The following is a 17,618-nucleotide window of genomic DNA, read 5'->3' as shown; positions in this document are numbered from 1 at the left end:
ATGTTGAAAGGTGAAAAGGGCTCGCAGGATGTACAATAGGTGTATGGCATCACTTTCATTGCAATGAGGGAGAGAGACTTATGATCTTGAGAAGATGGCAATCTGTTCCCGCTTTAGTGACATGCGTATTGTTAACCTTAAGCTTAGCAGGTTGCAGCAAGCAGCCTGCGAGCCCGAATTCAGCTGCTCCTACTAATCAAACCGGTACAAGGGTGAAAATCGAGGTGCTGATAAGCGCGCTAAACAACCTTCCTACGGATCCGGCCATGGATATGATCAAGACAGAATTGGATACCAAGCTGGGTATTGATTTGAAAATTACAGCAGTAGTAGGAGACGAGGATTATAAAAATCAGCGCAATCTCCGCTTAGCAAGCAACACCTCTGCAGATCTGTTCTATGTGGACCGCAGGGATATGATTGCCCTTTCTCAGCAAGGCAGCTTATTGGATTTAACACCTTATATGGATAAGCTCCAAGCGACGAAGCAATTTGTCGGGGGAGACGAAGCGATGAAGACGGGAACAGTCAAGGGACGGGTATTCGGCATTCCAAAGGTTTCGCCAGCTCCACAGTTCACCTTATGGCTTCGTCAGGATTGGCTGGATCAGGTAGATAGGCAGGCACCTGTAACTATTGACGAGTTGCTGCAGGTCATGAAAGCTTTCACTGAACAAGATCCAGATCGCAATGGCAAGAAAGATACGTACGGTTTTACGGGCAATCCGCAATTTAACGCACTGGACCAAATATTCGGGGCGTATGGTACAACGTATCCTGGTAAGTTTTATTTGAAGGATGGCAAGCTTGTGAATTCAATCTACGATCCACAATTCAAACAAGCGCTTGGGTTCGTGAATACCATGGTGAAGCAAGGTGTCGTCGATCCCGATTTTCTGGCGAATACCAAGGTACAGCATAAAGATAAAGCCTATCAAGGACAGGTAGGATTGCTCAACTTTAATTGGCCGGTTGTCGTGAATAGTGATGCAGCTAAACAAATTAAGACCTTGCAGCCGCAAGCCAATTGGGTCCAAATACAAGCACCAATTGGGCCGGGTGGCTCTTACAACGGCTATGACGATGTGGGCGCGCGTAGTATTGCGGTCATGCCTGCTTCGCTTCAGAATAATTCCGAGAAATTGCAGAAGGTCATTGCATTGCTGAATTATTTATCCTCTACGGAAGGCTCCCGTCTTGTGCAATATGGACTCCCCGGGATTCACTTTAAATTGGACGGTGATACGATTCTACCAACCGAAAAAATTAATGATGTCGTTTACTCACACTTGTATCAATTGATTGGCCGTGATGAAATGACCTATTTACGAACGAAATTCCCAGATGCCGAACCCTATTATCGATTTGCCATCGAGCAGCCGAGATTGAAGGTCTATGACGCTTTTATCGAGCTGCCACCAGGGTTTAATGCGGTAGATGCTAATCGATACATCATGGAGGAGACGTTCAAATTCATTTATGATAAACGTCCGTTATCCGAGTACGACGATTTCGTTCACACACTGGAGAAGACGTATCGTTACGACTTATATATGGAAGCAGCTAGAAAGCAGCTCGTCGAGCAAGAGCTACTTAAACAGTAATTTGTACACTAGGAAGGTGCCTTAACATGCTGAATCTAACAGAACAAGATCTAGAGAATTGTGTATTTGCAAGGGACTTTGGAGCTGTGCCGGATGTTCCCTTCGATCAGGCTGAGGCGCTTCGTCAGGCAATAACATTTGCTGCTACACATTGTAAATCACGCGTACTGCTGGAGCGCGGAAAATACTATCTGTATAGCTTTGTGACAGATGAGGATGCCGAACGTCAGGATTGGGCTCGCAGGCATCTTTGGCTGCACGATATTCATGGCTTGACGCTAGAAGGTGCTGTTGATGAGGAAGGTAATCCGGCGTCGCTACTTGTCGGTTGTCACAAAGGAGAGAACGAAGCTTATTTGCCCGCTATCTTATGGGCGGAGAGGTGTGAAGACTTGCAATTGCGCAATTTAAAGTTTTCGCGGGAGCCGGCTTATTCCAGTGCTGGAATCATCGTCGACAAAGGGGATGATTTCCTTATCGTAGAGGTGTTTGAAAGCAATCCCTATATAGACGGCATGGCTTGCTTCTGCGCGAACCGCTTTGATCTGCAGGCTGGTGCATTGGTCGGCGAAAGTGTGACTTATGGACAGGGTGCAGGTGTCAACTGGCGTTGCATTGAAGGCGGCGAGGGACGCAGGTTGAGACTGGACAGCGCTGAAGTTGCTGAGAAAGTAACCGTCGGAGAAGGGCTATCTTGGCATTTTGGAGCGAATACGGAGTTTCAATTGCAGTTCAAGGAATGCTCCCGATTGTGGCTTAACAATCTGCATACGGTTAGCTCAAACGGTTTTGCGATGCAAACAGAAAGCTGCAATGGAGTGAAAGCGAATCGGGTTCGATTTCAGCCAGAAGGACAGTTGCTGTTTACAGCGCCAAGAGATGCATGGAAGATTTATAAGTGTGAAGGTGACTTCGAGATTGAGCACATGTATGTTGAAGGCGTGCGGATGGATGGTCAGAATATGCACAGCACGTTCCTCTTGGTCGATAAGGTGATCGATCGCTATCACTTGCGACTCTGGGCGAAATGGAGCTATGCTCCGCTCCGAACGGGCAGTCGACTTACCTTTTATAACGGGGACGATCAGATGGAGAACGGGATTCGTTCATGGCAACCGGACGGTTCTGGCAATGGCGGGTACTATTATTTGATCGAATGTGAACAACCTGTGGATCTGCCGCTGAACCTAAACGCTCATGCAGTCCCTTCCTGCTGGGAGCTAAACGCCTATACGATAAAACATTCCGTGTTCCGTAATATCGCTGGAAGCGGACATATCGTGAAGCACAGTCATGTCACCATTGAGGATGTTTCCTATCAGAATTTAATGAATGTAGGTATATTAATTGGCGCTGAGTGGACTGACTTCTACGAAGGTGGGCATCCAAATGGTGTTACCATACGCCGGTGCAGCTTTGACAATTGCGGATTCACACCTCGTTGTGGAGTAACAGGAGGTATCGGGATTCGTTCGGAGGGGCTTGAAGGTTTCTATAATAAAAACATCGTCATTGAGGAATGTACGTTTCGGCATGTACCCATCGGGGTGGACGTTCATCATGCGGAGGGTGTTCGCCTTGTTTGTAACCGCTTTCATAATGTCGGGCAGCCATTTCGAATCGACCCATCTACATCCAGAATGATTATCATCGAAGAAAGGAAGTGAAAAGTGTGGAAGTATCTGCGGAGAAACTTCGTGCATTAAGGGCAACAGAACATAAAAGCGCAACCTTGAAGCACTTTAAGCTTCATAAATGGCTGTATATCTTTTTGATACCGGGAATGCTTTATTTGGTCATATTCAAATACATTCCTATGCTCGGAATCGTGATCGCCTTCAAAGACTTTAGCTTAGTGCGGGGGATATGGGCAAGCAAATGGATAGGTTTCGAAAATTTCACCTACTTATTCCAAGCACGTGACTTTTACAAAGTGATGAGCAACTCGTTAATCATTAGTTTCTATCAAATCTTGTTCGGATTTCCGGCTCCGATCTTACTTGCTGTCATGCTTAATGAAGTCAGAAATCTGATGTTCAAACGATTATCTCAGACGATCCTGTATTTGCCTCACTTTATTTCCTGGGTCGTGCTCGCTGGGATGATCATAAATTTTCTATCCCCATCAACCGGCCCGGTAAACTTTCTGATTAAGTCCCTGGATTATCAACCGATTTCTTTTCTGCTAAAACCAGAATATTTCAGAACGATTCTCGTTTCAGCTGAAGTTTGGAAGGGAGTTGGGTGGGGAACGATTATCTATCTCGCAGCGATGACTGGTATTGATCCCTCCTTGTATGAATCGGCCAAAATGGATGGAGCTTCCAGACTGCAGCAAATTCGTTATATCACACTGCCGGGTATTACTACGACGGTCGTTGTCCTGCTCATTCTGCAGCTAGGCAACATTCTCGACAATGGCTTCGAGCAGGTGTTCCTTTTATATAATCCCATGACGTATGAGGTGGCCGATGTATTCGAGACATACACGTACCGTATTGGTTTAATCGATGGCAGGCTTTCATTCGCTGCAGCTGTCGGACTATTTAAAGCTGTAATTGGTTTCGTTCTCATTCTACTGGCGAATCGGATTGCAAGATTGTTCGGAAAACAAATTTGGTAGGTGAGAGTACATGAGCATTAAGAGATTAGAGTTATTCGATGCTATCAACTATACGCTGCTCTCGCTCATCTGTGTGGTCATGCTGTATCCGTTTATCAATGTAGCCTCAGTGTCACTGAGTTCCTACTCGGCTTATGTGAATAATCCAATGATGATCTGGCCGCATGACTTCAACTTGGCTGCTTATCAAGAAATCATGTCGCGAGCTTTGTTATGGAGAAGCTACCTGAATACGGTGATTGTTACGATCTGCGGAGTAAGCATAGGCATTTTCTTGTATATCATCACAGCATACCCCTTATCCAAGAATGTACTTAAAGGTCGAAAGTTCTTCATGGTTCTTATCGTATTCACGATGCTATTCAACGGGGGATTAATTCCCAATTATTACTTGATGCGCTCATTAGGGCTGCTCGATACGCTTGCGGCATTAATTTTGCCGGCATTGTTTTCAGGCTTCAGTCTCATTCTGATGAAAAATTTCTTTGAATCGCTGCCCGAGGAATTGGAAGAAGCAGCTCGAATGGATGGCGCATCGGATCCCTATATTTTATTTCGGATTATTGTTCCGTTATCCAAACCGATTATTGCGACCTTATGTTTATTCGCTGCTGTAGGCTATTGGAACAACTTTTTTAACGCAATCATTTACATTCGCAGTGTAACGAATTGGCCGCTCATGCTTTACCTGCGCGAGGTGATTGAAGCGGCTAGTATGATGGCTCAGCAATCGAATGCCGCAGAAATGGGATCCCAACAGGTGACGAGTGAAACATTAAAATACGCCACGCTAATGATTGTGATGATCCCCATTTTATGTGTTTATCCTTTTTTACAAAAGTATTTTGTAAAAGGGATTATGTTAGGCTCCGTAAAAGGATAGTCATCGGGGAAACCCGCACTATAGTTTAGTTTTACTTACATGAGGAGGGTATAAGATATGAGTAAGAATCGTAAAGGAATGGTAGTTGCACTTGCAGGTATGATGCTGTTAACGGCATGTTCGTCCAATTCAACAGGTGGAGATAAAGGTTCAACAACAGCAAGCACACAACCGACAGCAGCAGCGAGTCCAGTCCCTTTGAAAATCATGGCGATGCATGACCAACCAGAAATATCGGTAACAGATGCTAAGTTTATTGGGGAGTTGGAAAAGAAGAACAACGTAAAGTTAACGTTCGACATTCCTCCGGTCACAGGGTATAAGGAAAGACTTCAGCTTATGCTCGCTTCGGGCGAATATCCAGATATCGTTTTCTTCGAAAATACGACCGATCAGGCTTTCCAAAACGCGGTTCGCGACGGGATTGTGGTTCCAGTCAACGATTATCTGAAATCGGCTGACAACCTGAACAAGTATACGTATCAAGCCTCCTGGGATCAGCTAAAGGTGAATCAGGACGGTAAAATTTACGGCATTCCGCGGACTTCTGTCGTACGCAACGATGGGTATTGGGTCAGGAAAGATTGGCTCACGAATGTGGGTTTACAGGCACCAGCTAACGGAGAAATTACCATTGAGCAGTTTGAGGACATATTAAAAAAATTCACGTTCAACGATCCGGATAAAAACGGGAAAAACGATACCTACGGTTATGCCGGGGCGTATAACGCACGCAAGGTGCTAGATCCGGTTCTAACGGGACCGTTTGATCTCTTAGGCTGGCAAAAAGCAACCGGCGGAGAGTATGAATATATGAACCCAATGTATGATCAAAAGGGTGAAGCTTTTAAGAAGGCCCTTGCATTCTCGGGGAGGCTCTATAAGGAAGGCGTGTTCGATCCGGATTCTGCCACGAATGACGGGACGAAGCAGCGCGAACGCTTCTGGCGCGGTTTGACTGGGGTATATCCCGGCTTCGCAGGTCACTACACGTGGCATCTTCCAGAGATGAAAAAGTTGAATCCGAATGCGGAATTGACTTTTGTTCATGTGAAGAATGAAAAAGGCGAGGTTAAGGGTGGTAATCTGGCGACAAGTCCAACCGGTCTATGGGGCTTCTGGGCAGTTACCAAAAATGCGAAAAATCCGCAAAAGGTCGTTGATTTGTTCAATTCTTGGCTTTCCGATGACATGTGGCCTGTGGTCGTTGATGGCTATGAAGGTTCGGATTACACCTTTACGGGGACAGAGAAGAAGGCAATTACGCCACCGCCGAAATTCTATATTCGCCGTAACTCTATGCGTAGAGCAAATGACACCGAATTCTTCATCACAACAGGAACGCCAAAGGATATCGTGGATCTAGTGAAGCCATGGTTGAAAAAGTCGGTAGACACCGTTGTCGCCGGTAAGGATCTGGGCTTCCAGCCTGAGGCTGCGAAGAAACCAAACTACATGGATTACCAGAAGGTATGGGATACAACGACGATGAAAATTCTGATTGGTGAACTTCCAGCCAGCGAATTTGATGCGTTGTTAACAGGCTGGTACAAAAACGGCGGGACCGATTATGTGAAACAAATGAACGAATATATCAAGAAAACGGAATCAGGTAAATAATAACATGAACAATAGGGGAAGCAGTGCTTGATGGGCTGCTTCCCTTATTTATAGGGAGAGTGAAGAAAATGAATGAACCGATTGGCATGCAGGTGGTGGGGCCAAGTCCGCAAAGGGTGTATCAGCGTGATGCAATGGGACTAGCAGAAGTGACTTATTCTTTGAGACTTTCCTTGCCGGCTAGTGGAAAAGTGGAAATGCGATCCGCGATGGATAGTGCGTGGGTAATGGCAGGATTGATCCGAGATCAAGATTCGTTCGATGGTGCTTTTACAAGACTATCGACAGGAAGTCATTTCCTGCAATTTCGAATTCGCGATGGCTTAACGGAAGACTTTATCGCTGAGACGCAGGTGGAGCCAGTCTTCGTAGGAGATCTCTGGATACTTGCCGGACAATCCAATATGCAAGGTTGCGGCACACTTCTCGAAGTGGAGAATCCTATGGAAGGCGTGAGTTGCTTCTACCTGGATGACCGTTGGGGCATAGCTGAGGACCCTATGTGTTGGTATTTTGAAGCCGTGGATCCCGTGCATTGGAGCGTTCCAGAGGAGAAGCTTCTGGAGGAACGACTTAAAGAACGCCAAACGAGAACACGAGGAGCAGGGCTGGGTATTTCCTTTGGTAAAGAATTGCTCCGAAATACCGGCATCCCCATCGGGCTCATTGTTTGTGCGCACGGGGGGACAAGGATGACACAATGGGACCCAGCGCTGCGGGGGCAAGAAGGACACTCCTTATATGGGTCCATGATGCGCCGGGTAAAGGCAACTGGCGGCAAAGTGAAGGGTTGTTTATGGTATCAGGGAGAGAGCGACGCCAATCTGGAACTTGCTACGATGTATGCGAAACGAATGGAGCATTTTGTCCAATGCCTGAGAGAAGATTTACAGGAACCTCAGTTGCCTTTTATTTATGCGCAATTGGCACACTTTCATTCGTGGGATAAGCAGAATGAAAGCTGGTGGGACTTTATTCAACACGAGCAATTACGTTTAGAGCAGATCTTGGGGGCATGTGCACTTGTATCTACGGCGGATGCTACACTTTCCGACCCCATACATCTGGATGCCAGCTCACTGAAGGTGATCGGTAAACGTTTTGCATGGCAAGCGTTAAGGCTTGCATATGGCGAGAGCCGTCCAACTGGTCCACGTCCAAGCTTCTTCACATGGAACGCCAATCGGATGGAACTGACTGTCCATATTACTGGGATGAACGGATCACTCCAGCAAGTAGATAGAGCTTTCGGCTTCCAGATCGAGTTGGAAGACCGAGTCTGTCTGCCAATCGAATCTACATTATCAGTAGATCGGCAGGCTGTTTTACTCCGTTTCGACCAAATCATTCCCTATACGGCTAAGCTTCAATACGGAACCGGGTACTATCCGGCACTGAATCTAAGGGATGATTTGGGGATACCGATGACGTTATTCGGTCCTGTTGATGTTCCATAATTCAAGATAACGATCGATAAGTAGCGTGCACGAAAAACCTTTGTTCAACAAGTACGATCAGCACGAAAGGTTATTAATTATTTCTACGTTGCTTTGTGTTCAAGGTTAGAGTGAATCATTCGGTACATTTTGGTAGATATTAAGTATGAAAGTAAGTAATAGAACCGGATGTGAATGTTATGAATCGACACCTGCATAGAAGCAAAGTGATAACATTGATTTTCTTAATCGTTTTGGTTATTGGCTGCGGGAAACCGGAAAACAAAGAAAATGATCTCGTTCAAATGAAAACATTAGACAAAACACACTCGGTAAAACCGGTTATCCTTATACATGTGGATTCCTTGCTATCTTCTGCAATTGATGAAGGAATTAGTAAGGATATGCTTCCAACCTTCAAATTCTTGAAGGAACATGGGCAATATTATAAAGAATTTGTCAGTTCGTTTCCGACGATGAGCGTGACAATAGACAGTACGCTTCTAACGGGAACTTATCCTGACAAGCATCGGATTCCTGGACTGGTTTGGTACTCATCTGCTGACAAAGATGTGATCAATTATGGAACAGGCATTAGAGACATCGTGCGAAGAGGTCCCAATCCTTTTTTGAGTCAGGTTTTCATTGATTTGAATAACAAACATCTTAGTAAGAATGCACCTACGATCTATGAGGACTTGGCCAAGCTGGGGTTAAAGTCAGGGGCGGTGAACGGAATCATTTACCGAGGAAACACGGATCATCAGCTCAGTTTTCCTAGCTGGTTATCGGCTCCTACATCGCTACCCGAAGCAGTGACCGTGAAAGGCCCGGATTTTTTCACATTCGGAGCTTTTTCCAATCCTCTCAGAGGCATCATAGACTTACCGGAGAATGCAACGAAACATTTGGGGCTGAATAATGAATACGCGGCTAATGTCGCCTCCTATTTAATAAAGACCGGGCAAGCACCTGATTTTCTATATGTTTTTTTTCCTGAATTGGATCAGGCGTTACATCGGGATGGTCCATCCCATATGAAAAAAGTAATTGAAGTCGATCAACAAATAAATGGCATTATGCAAAACTACGGTTCTCTTGATGAAGCGCTGCGTAAAGCGATTTTTATTGTGGCAGGAGATAGCGGCGTAAGCCAAGTCCAGCAAAGAGGGGATAATCCTGTCATAAAATTAACCGAGCTTTTTCAAAATTACAATCTGAATACCCCCGGTGATTCAGTAACGGAGCAAACGGATTTGATCTTGGCTGCAAACGAAAGAATGACCTATGTGTACAATGCCAATGGCAAATACAGCAACCGCAATATCGCTGAGCGATTAAGTACCGATAAGCGGATCGACTTGATTGCTTGGAAAGAGAACGGATGGATTAACGTCATCAAGGGCAATAACCTCAAAGAAATGAGGTATAAACCGAATGGTGCCATTACAGATCCCTACAACCAAAAATGGACGTTGGAGGGTGGTGTCGAAGTCCTGGATCTAGCATGGAATCAGGAAGGGAATACGGTAGAATTTGGAGATTATCCGGATGCGCTGCAGCGTCTATCCTCGGCTTTGAATTCTCATGATGGCGAATATTTCGTCATTACTTCCAAACCCGGGTTCGAGTTTATAGATAAAAGCAATCCAGCTCATCAAGGGGGAGGAGCCCATGGTTCTTTGTACAAATCAGACTCTCTAATTCCAGTTCTCATTGGTGGGACGGAACATAGACCAAGGAGCCAACGAATCGTCGATTTTAAGTCATATTTACTTGAACTAATAGGCCATGAGTAATGCTGGTAATCTCATCCTAAAATCTGAAATTTACATCGTTTAGAAAAAAGAGGTTTATTTAAAGAGGGGGTCCCGAGCTATGAAAATGGCGAAGGACACCCTCTTTAGTGTAGATAGGGAAAATGAACAGACATAGGTAGAAAAGGAGCACCCTTGTATAACGGGAAACGATAGTGAAATAAACAGGGAGCAGATCGCCGCGGCGGGTAACTGTTCCTTTTTAATGTTGAAGTAACAGGTAGTTATTTGTGGTAGAATATGTATTATTTTATGTACTTAATTAAGAAGAAAGCTCGGAGATTAATTTGGGTGATTCGTTAGTTAGGGATATCGATGCTCATTCTACTAGACACTAAATGAGGAGGGGCGCTATGAAGCGGTTTCCGATGATGCTTCAATTAGCATTAATTCTGTTCTGCGTTATGGCCATTCCAACAGCGACGTTAACATGGTACAGCGGTGCACAGATTTTAGGAAATTCGGAGCATGCCATTGCAGAATCTGCTCTCGCCGGATTGAATGCTAACCGCAATCTGAACGAGAATACGCTCGACATCTTGGCCCAGAACACGATACGTCTTGCCGGGACCCACTTCTTTGACAAGATCCGCCCTTACAAAACCTTTGAGGAAATCAATTCGAATTACGAAAATGTCTTTAACGCATTATCCGTACAGCAAGATCTGATGAGTCTTAACCGGATCGGCGACGGAGTTTATTCCTCCTTCTTTTACGTGAGCGATTCGGACTATGTCGTGTCGACAGATAAAGGCATCACGAAGTTGGAGCGGTACGAGGACTTCGATTGGATGAAGGAAGCCCTTGCCGAGCGGGAAGGAATCAGTGGGGTCTGGTATCCGCGTAAGCTTGATTCGGGTGTGGACGTTATCTCCTATGTGCTGCCTCTCAACCGGCTCTCAACTACCATGCGCGGTACGATTGTCGTGAATTTGCGTGAAACCCAAATGGAGAATGAAATCCGCTCATCAAGTAGCGGTGAGCAAAGATACATGCTCATGAATTCAAAGGGAACCATTATCTCTCACTATGACAAGAGCATGCTGTTTAAGAACGGCAGTGAGGAGACCGTTATTCGTGAGATCTTAGCGCAGGATAAAGCGGAGGGATATGTATTACGCGAGCATGACAAAGAAAGGTTGCTCTACACGTGGTCTCGGTCGAAGCAGTTCGGATGGATTTACGTGAAGATTTACTCGATCAATGAACTGATGACCAAGGCACATACCTTACAGAAAAATATCATTTTCCTTACAGCGGGCATTATTTTCGCAGGGACCATTCTGACCGTCATTTTCGCGACATGGTTATCTAAGCCGGCCAGGGAATTGGTCCGGACATTACGCAAGCGCGGTCATTTGGGTGTAAAAGGCAGGAACGAGCTCGCTTATCTGGATGCGGCGTTCCGGCGAATGCAGGAGGAAGAAGATGCGCTCCATGGGCTGCTCCATGTCCGTGAAAAGGATGCAAGCAGTTTTGCGGTTCATAATCTGCTGCGGGGCGAACTGACCCCGCCGGCCGCCGTCATGTTTCCGGCACGTTATTTTATTGTTGCCGTCATCTCGATTGATCGATACAGGAAGTATGTGAGCAGGAACAATCCGGAGATGCGCAGCACGCATCGTCAGCTGCTGATCTCCCAATGCGACAGCATGTTTCCGAATGGGGTGCATACACGATGCGTATATCAAGGAGACGGCTGCTTCGCTATTGTGATTAACTACGGGCTGCTGGAATTTGAAAGGGAAGGTGCTGGCATTGACGTCGCAATCAGCGATATTCGTGATAAAGCGGAGGAGCTCTTGGTACACTCTGTCACGATAGGTGTAAGTAGTCCGACAGAGTCGAGTGACAACGTCGGGGAACGGGTGATCGAAGCGATGGAGGGAGTAAAGCACCGCATGATCGCAGGCAGTGGTGGAATCATCTATTGGAAGGAGCAAGAGGGGCGCGACAAGAGATATATTTATCCTGCCAACAGCGAAAGACGAATTCTAAACTACTTGAACCATGGTCAACTCGACAGCATCATCAAAGAACTGGAAATCATAAGCGGCGAAATCCGTTCCGCAGAATACATTTCCTACGATAATATCTTATTTATTTACCATCAATTAGTAGGCGTGACTATCAAGCACCTTAGAGAGAACTATGTAAACACGGCGCGGATTTTCGCGGGAAGAGGCAATATTTACGCGACCCTCGCATCCATCGATACGCTTGACGACCTGGAAGATTATTTTCGCGTTTTCTACGGGGAAATCGTGCAGCACCTGGCGCGTTCACCAGGCGAGACCAACAACTACGGTGAGCGCATCATTAGCTATATAAACGAACACTATCGCGAAGAAATCGTCTTTGAGGACATGGCGAAGGAAATCGGCATCAGCTACTCTTACATGCGCAAGATCGTGTACGAGATGACAGGCATGAGTACGATTGATTATCTCAACCAGCTGAGAATCGAGAAGGCGAAGCAGCTACTCGTCGATTCCAGGTTGACTATCACGCAGATTGCACTCGAGGTTGGTTATTATAATGTACAAAGTTTCAATCGGTTTTTCCGTAAATTCGAAGGGATGCCTCCGAGCAGTTACAAGGCGGCGAAGTTACGGACATCCTGAATAAAAATGAACGACACTCCGTCCGTAAAGCACGGGGGCATCGAGCTGTCTTTTCGGTCCTTATGGCCGACAAAGGCAGCTTAACTTTTGCTCCTACCTATCAGAATTGATCATTAGAAAGTCCCAGGATAGCGATTTTGCTGCACATTAATCAAAAATGACGGGTTGAATCAATACTCATGATTTACCGATCAGCAAACTGAACGGTATGATGAGACCGATCCGGAACGAACCGATGAGGTAAATCAACCGGAGACCCCAAGTACTGAGGAGGTGAGACTGTGAAATCAATGGCAACTTCTGATACCAAAAATGTAACCGCTTTATCGTTGTCCAAGAAGTACAAATGGGGGAGATATCACTATCTGCGCAGGGATTGGCAGCTCTACTTGCTGCTGCTTCTTCCTTTAGTAATGGTACTGACCTTTAAGTATTCCTCCATGTTCGGACTCACGATCGCTTTCAAAGACTATAAAATCGCGAGGGGCTTCTGGGGCAGTGAATGGGTAGGATTTGAAGTATTTAAAGAGATTTTCGCCAAACCCGACTTTGGCCGAGCGATTCGGAATACGCTGATATTGAATATCCTGGACCTTTTGTTCAGCTTTACGATGCCGATTGTGCTCGCACTTATTCTCAATGAGGTCAAAAACCTTATGTTCAAACGCATGAATCAAACGCTGCTCTATCTGCCCCATTTCCTATCCTGGGTGATTATCGGTGCCATCGCCTATCAGCTCTTAAGCGAAGGCAACGGCATGGTGAATAATCTCATCGAGAAGCTGGGAGGCATCAGGATCCCGTTTCTACAGGAGGATAACAATTGGGTGATCAGTTATTTGGCCATCGGAGTGTGGCAGAGTATGGGTTGGGGGTCGATCATCTACCTTGCGGCTATCAGTGGCATAAATCCAGAGATGTATGAAGCGGCTATCGTTGACGGTGCGGGCCGATGGCGTAAAATGTGGAACGTTACCTTACCCTCGATCCGGATGACGATCGTGACTTTGCTGATCTTGAGCTTGGGCGGTGTAATGGGTGGCTCCTTCGAGCGGATTATGGCCCTACAGAATAAGGCGACTACTGAGTTCACCACGACCATACCGGTTCTGGTGTACCGCTGGGGGATTGAAAGCGGCAACTTCAGCCGTGCGACCGCATTAGGTTTATTTCAATCGATCATCGGGCTCGTCCTCGTCTTGGTCGCCGACCGGATCGCGAAGAAACTGGGCGAAGACGGATTGATTTAGAGAGGATGCGAACCCATGAAATCATCTGCTGGTACGAATGCCGTAAAACGTAGATTTCGCTTTGACATTTGGGATGTGATGATCCACCTGGTATTGATTGTTGCCTCCCTTGCGTGCACGCTGCCGTTCATACATGTCGTCGCCAAATCCTTTAGCGATGACGCGTTTGTAATCGCTAACAAGGTGTATCTCTGGCCTGAAGGCTTCACTGCCCAGGCCTACGAGAAAATCTTTGCTGACGACAGTATCCTAAGATCCCTTTACGTTTCCGTCCTCGTTACTGTGCTGTTCACGATTCTGGGGATGATCGTTACGATTTGCGCGGCCTATCCGTTATCACGCAAGCAGCTGAAAGGCCGTACGCTGTTGACTTTTATCTTTGTGTTCACCATGTACTTCCATGGCGGGATTATTCCCGACTACATGCTAATGAACAGCCTGGGAATGTTGGACAGCATATGGTCACTCATACTGCCGCTTTCGTTCAGCGCATTCAATCTGCTGATTTTGAGGAGCTCCATCTCGAGTAGTATTCCGGTCAGCTTGGAGGAATCGGCAAGGATTGACGGAGCCGGACACTTCCGAATTTTATTGAATATCGTCCTCCCGCTCTGCAAGCCGATTTTGGCAACGTTATCACTCTTTTATGCGGTAGGTCGCTGGAATGCTTATCAAGATGCTCTGTTCTACATTAAACAGAATACCGACCTGCGGCCGTTACAGTTGAAACTCTATTATCTGGTTATCCAGGCGACCGAAAGCTTTCAGCTGGAGAGCACCCAAGTGGAGCTTAGCAATCCGGAGGTGCTCAAGGCTTCGGTCGTTGTATTCGCAACATTGCCGATCGTCTGCGTCTATCCGTTTATTCAGAAGTATTTTGTTCGGGGAACGATGCTTGGAGCCGTTAAGGAATAACCTTAAAGCGGCATTTGAATAGTAACTAATTTAATATTGGGGGAAATTCGATGAGTATTAAGAAATGGGTCCCTGTGATTTTGGCCTCCGTGATAAGTACCAGTCTTTTGGCGGGCTGCAATGATAACGGCAGCGGGAACAATGCATCTCCATCCGCGACCACCTCGGCTAATCCAAGCGCGAGCGCAAGCACCAGCTTGCTTGATTCTTCGAATCGTTTCGCACAGACGGTCACCCTCGATATTCCGGTGTATGATCGTGCGTTCGAGGGTTGGAATGTTGCCGACAACTACTACACACGATGGATCCAGAAGGAATTTGGCGAGAAACACAATGTCAAAGTCAATTTCGTGCCGATCTCGCGCAGTAACGAAGTGAGGGATTTCGAGCAGCTGCTGTCAGCCGGCAAGGCACCGGACATAATCTTCCATTATGACATGCCTCAGGCGCTTACTTACTACTCCGAAGAGGTCTTGCAGCCGCTCAAAATGGACGAGGTTGCAAAGTATGCACCGACCTACTGGAAGAACACGAGCACAACGATTGAACAATATGGTGTAGTGGACAAGAAGAATATGTTCCTCTTCGCTAAGCGTCCTAACTATAACAACTTTGTGAGCCTCATCAGGAAAGACTGGGTCGAAAAGGTCGGCATGAAAGTGGAGGATTTGACGTCCCTAGAGAAATACAACGAGATGCTCATGAAATGGAAGGCAGCGGGACTCGGCGTATCAGGTGGATCCTTAACCCGGAACGTATTCAATTACAGCTATGCCTTCCGTGATTGGCCGATTGATCCGAAGTACCGCGCGCTTTATTCCGATCTTGCCGTTGCGGATTTCACGACCGCTGATACGGAGCGCTGGCTGAAGAACTTAAACTATCAATATAACAACGGTTTGATTGACAAGGAGTTTTATTTACGCGACGACGACAACAAGATCAAATCCGAGTTTGTGGCGGGCAGGACCGGAACATATGGACTTTATCTTGCCAGCAATACTGACCTATTCGCCGCTACGTTGAAGAACAATCCAAAAGCCCAATTTGCCGTCATCCCTCCGGAGGCCGGCGTACCTCAAGGTCGCAAGCCGCAGGGACGCGCCGACTGGCCGTTTGGGTTCATCATGGGAATTAACCACAAATCAACCGAACAAGAACGAGTTGCCGTTTGGTTGTATCTTGAGTGGATGAGCCAGCCGAAGAACTTGTTCTTCCTGCAGAATGGGGTCGAAGGTCAGAACTATACCCTCGATGCCGATGGTCTGCCGAAGAAAGTTGCGGATTTCAAAGGCGAATCGAAGCTTTCCAACAACAACAATAAGGATTACTGGGCGCTTGTGACCGAAATCGCGGAATTCTCCACTCCGGAATTGACAACCAAGGCGAACCTGCGCAATTGGACGGTTCCCGGACAGGAGCAATTGACCGAACAGCTGATGAAAAATTGGAACGCTACCGCAGAATACCGTACGCCGGATGCTTTGTTCTCCGTTGTACTCAAGAATGTAACCGAGCATAAAGCGGACCTGAACGCCCTCTTCCAGGAGCTCTACTTGAAGGTTGTTATGTCTCCTCAGGATCAGTTTGACAAGCTGTATGCAGATGCTAAGAAGAAGTTCCTCCAGGCAGGCTACCAAGAGATTCTGGATGAGAAGAAAAAAGCAATCGATGCGGGTCAATTCCGGTAATCACGATAACCGAGTCTAAATTTCCAGAGCCCTTGTCGTAAGCGGGGGCTCTAATTTATGGAGGGCAACATGAAACTGAAATTTGATACAACAGCGAACGACTTGCGACAGATTGCCGGTCGTGTGGCGGACTATACTTTCGGGATGGATCTGACGTGGGATTGGCCGGGCGGCGTTGCGTTCTATGGCGTCAGCCGTCTGTTCGAAGTGACGGGCGAACGCGCCTATCTGGAACGGATGGCGGTGTGGTGCGACGAGTATATCGATGCTGGAATTCCAGGTTGGACGGTTACGCGTCGGTGTCAAGCTGAAGGAGAAGCGATGGATCGACGATGCACTGCATCAGTTCTTCTGGCATATCAACTATTTGCAGGATGAGGAAAAAGGGCTATGGTACCACGGCTATAACCATATCAACATGGATCACATGTCCGGGATTCATTGGGCGCGCGCCAATGCTTGGGCGGCCTATACGATGTCCCGTGCGGCAAGGTTGGTGCCGGAAGGCTATCTGTATCCCCCAATGATGCATATCTGGAGTTCATTGCGCGACCAGCTTGCAGCAATCAAAAAGCTGCAGAAGGAAGACGGCCTCTGGGGCACAGTGCTCGATTACCCGGTTGCTTATGGCGAAGTGTCGGCGACGGCGGGCATCGCCGCCGCGATGGTGATGCAAGGCAATCCGCTGCATGCGAAGTACGTTCGGAAGGCATTAGACGGCATACTGGGTAATATCACCGAAAACGGGCGGGTCGCGAACGTATCCGGCGGGACGGCCGTCATGAACGATATCGAAGGGTACCTCCGCATTGACCGTAAATGGGCGCAAGGCTGGGGACAAGGGCTCACGCTCGCTTTCCTCGCAGCGGTCATCGAGACGGCCAAAACGGAAGAAGAAGCCGGATCCGTTCGGGATTGAATGTAAGCGATCCCCTAGATAGCTACGATTGGGGTTGTATTTCTTATATTTGGTGAAATTCATTGATTTTCGACAAAAAAAGTGTAAAAAACGAATATAAATAGGACTTTATATCTATGTATCTCGTGAATTCATGTGAATACTCGAAAATAGTTGAATTGTAAGCGCAATCAAAAAGACTGTTTTTTTAACAAATAGATCGACTTTTTACATGTGAATAACAAAGAAAACCCATT

13 protein-coding genes are annotated in these 17,618 nt (G+C 46.7%); all 13 read left to right on the top strand.

What is annotated here, in order from left to right:
* The first annotated feature begins 80 nt into the window (after positions 1-80).
* The 13 genes from ASG89_RS00920 (at position 81) to ASG89_RS00865 (ending at position 17,382) form a co-directional block, all read left to right on the top strand.
* Positions 81-1,604, top strand: coding sequence for an extracellular solute-binding protein (locus ASG89_RS00920; protein ID WP_057308422.1), 1,524 nt, complete (start codon positions 81-83; stop codon positions 1,602-1,604).
* A 26-nt stretch (positions 1,605-1,630) separates the two neighbouring features.
* Positions 1,631-3,271 (top strand): right-handed parallel beta-helix repeat-containing protein, encoded by a 1,641-nt coding sequence (locus ASG89_RS00915; protein WP_057308421.1) that lies wholly within the window; start codon positions 1,631-1,633, stop codon positions 3,269-3,271.
* A gap of 5 nt (positions 3,272-3,276) precedes the next feature.
* Positions 3,277-4,227, top strand: coding sequence for an ABC transporter permease (locus ASG89_RS00910; RefSeq protein WP_057308420.1), 951 nt, complete (start codon positions 3,277-3,279; stop codon positions 4,225-4,227).
* A gap of 10 nt (positions 4,228-4,237) precedes the next feature.
* Entirely contained in the window at positions 4,238-5,110 is an 873-nt protein-coding gene (locus tag ASG89_RS00905; protein WP_057308419.1) for a carbohydrate ABC transporter permease, read from the top strand.
* Between the two features lie 57 nt (positions 5,111-5,167).
* Positions 5,168-6,730: an extracellular solute-binding protein gene (locus ASG89_RS00900; RefSeq protein WP_057308418.1), complete on the top strand. Its 1,563-nt coding sequence runs from the start codon at positions 5,168-5,170 to the stop codon at positions 6,728-6,730.
* 68 nt (positions 6,731-6,798) lie between these two features.
* Positions 6,799-8,187, top strand: a complete 1,389-nt coding sequence (locus ASG89_RS00895; protein WP_057308417.1) for a sialate O-acetylesterase — start codon at positions 6,799-6,801, stop codon at positions 8,185-8,187.
* 206 nt (positions 8,188-8,393) lie between these two features.
* Complete coding sequence (locus tag ASG89_RS00890) at positions 8,394-9,965, top strand: alkaline phosphatase family protein (protein WP_235549537.1); 1,572 nt, start codon at positions 8,394-8,396, stop codon at positions 9,963-9,965.
* A 371-nt stretch (positions 9,966-10,336) separates the two neighbouring features.
* A complete protein-coding gene (locus ASG89_RS00885) occupies positions 10,337-12,607 on the top strand; it encodes an AraC family transcriptional regulator (RefSeq protein ID WP_057308415.1) in 2,271 nt (756 codons plus the stop codon).
* A 290-nt stretch (positions 12,608-12,897) separates the two neighbouring features.
* Positions 12,898-13,857, top strand: coding sequence for an ABC transporter permease (locus ASG89_RS00880; RefSeq protein ID WP_057308603.1), 960 nt, complete (start codon positions 12,898-12,900; stop codon positions 13,855-13,857).
* A gap of 15 nt (positions 13,858-13,872) precedes the next feature.
* Positions 13,873-14,772 (top strand): carbohydrate ABC transporter permease, encoded by a 900-nt coding sequence (locus ASG89_RS00875; protein WP_057308414.1) that lies wholly within the window; start codon positions 13,873-13,875, stop codon positions 14,770-14,772.
* Between the two features lie 50 nt (positions 14,773-14,822).
* Complete coding sequence (locus ASG89_RS00870; protein ID WP_057308413.1) at positions 14,823-16,463, top strand: extracellular solute-binding protein; 1,641 nt, start codon at positions 14,823-14,825, stop codon at positions 16,461-16,463.
* Between the two features lie 69 nt (positions 16,464-16,532).
* A complete protein-coding gene (locus tag ASG89_RS38500) occupies positions 16,533-16,841 on the top strand; it encodes a glycoside hydrolase family 88 protein (RefSeq protein ID WP_414813228.1) in 309 nt (102 codons plus the stop codon).
* Positions 16,729-17,382, top strand: coding sequence for a glycoside hydrolase family 88 protein (locus tag ASG89_RS00865; protein ID WP_414813227.1), 654 nt, complete (start codon positions 16,729-16,731; stop codon positions 17,380-17,382). The genes ASG89_RS38500 and ASG89_RS00865 overlap by 113 nt, the downstream gene beginning before the upstream one ends.
* Positions 17,383-17,618: the final 236 nt, after the last annotated feature.

This window comes from Paenibacillus sp. Soil766, assembly GCF_001428105.1.
In the GTDB taxonomy this organism is placed as follows: Bacteria; Bacillota; Bacilli; order Paenibacillales; family NBRC-103111; genus Paenibacillus_E.
Note: the sequence above shows the minus strand (reverse complement) of the source record. Positions and strands in the feature narration are given on the sequence as shown.

Coding starts and splice junctions, on each gene's coding strand:
- ASG89_RS00865 (WP_414813227.1), top strand. CDS start 16,729: ATGCTGGAATTCCAGGTTGGACGGTTACGCGTCGGTGTCAAGCTGAAG.
- ASG89_RS00900 (WP_057308418.1), top strand. CDS start 5,168: ATGAGTAAGAATCGTAAAGGAATGGTAGTTGCACTTGCAGGTATGATG.
- ASG89_RS38500 (WP_414813228.1), top strand. CDS start 16,533: ATGAAACTGAAATTTGATACAACAGCGAACGACTTGCGACAGATTGCC.
- ASG89_RS00920 (WP_057308422.1), top strand. CDS start 81: ATGATCTTGAGAAGATGGCAATCTGTTCCCGCTTTAGTGACATGCGTA.
- ASG89_RS00885 (WP_057308415.1), top strand. CDS start 10,337: ATGAAGCGGTTTCCGATGATGCTTCAATTAGCATTAATTCTGTTCTGC.
- ASG89_RS00905 (WP_057308419.1), top strand. CDS start 4,238: ATGAGCATTAAGAGATTAGAGTTATTCGATGCTATCAACTATACGCTG.
- ASG89_RS00870 (WP_057308413.1), top strand. CDS start 14,823: ATGAGTATTAAGAAATGGGTCCCTGTGATTTTGGCCTCCGTGATAAGT.
- ASG89_RS00875 (WP_057308414.1), top strand. CDS start 13,873: ATGAAATCATCTGCTGGTACGAATGCCGTAAAACGTAGATTTCGCTTT.
- ASG89_RS00895 (WP_057308417.1), top strand. CDS start 6,799: ATGAATGAACCGATTGGCATGCAGGTGGTGGGGCCAAGTCCGCAAAGG.
- ASG89_RS00915 (WP_057308421.1), top strand. CDS start 1,631: ATGCTGAATCTAACAGAACAAGATCTAGAGAATTGTGTATTTGCAAGG.
- ASG89_RS00880 (WP_057308603.1), top strand. CDS start 12,898: ATGGCAACTTCTGATACCAAAAATGTAACCGCTTTATCGTTGTCCAAG.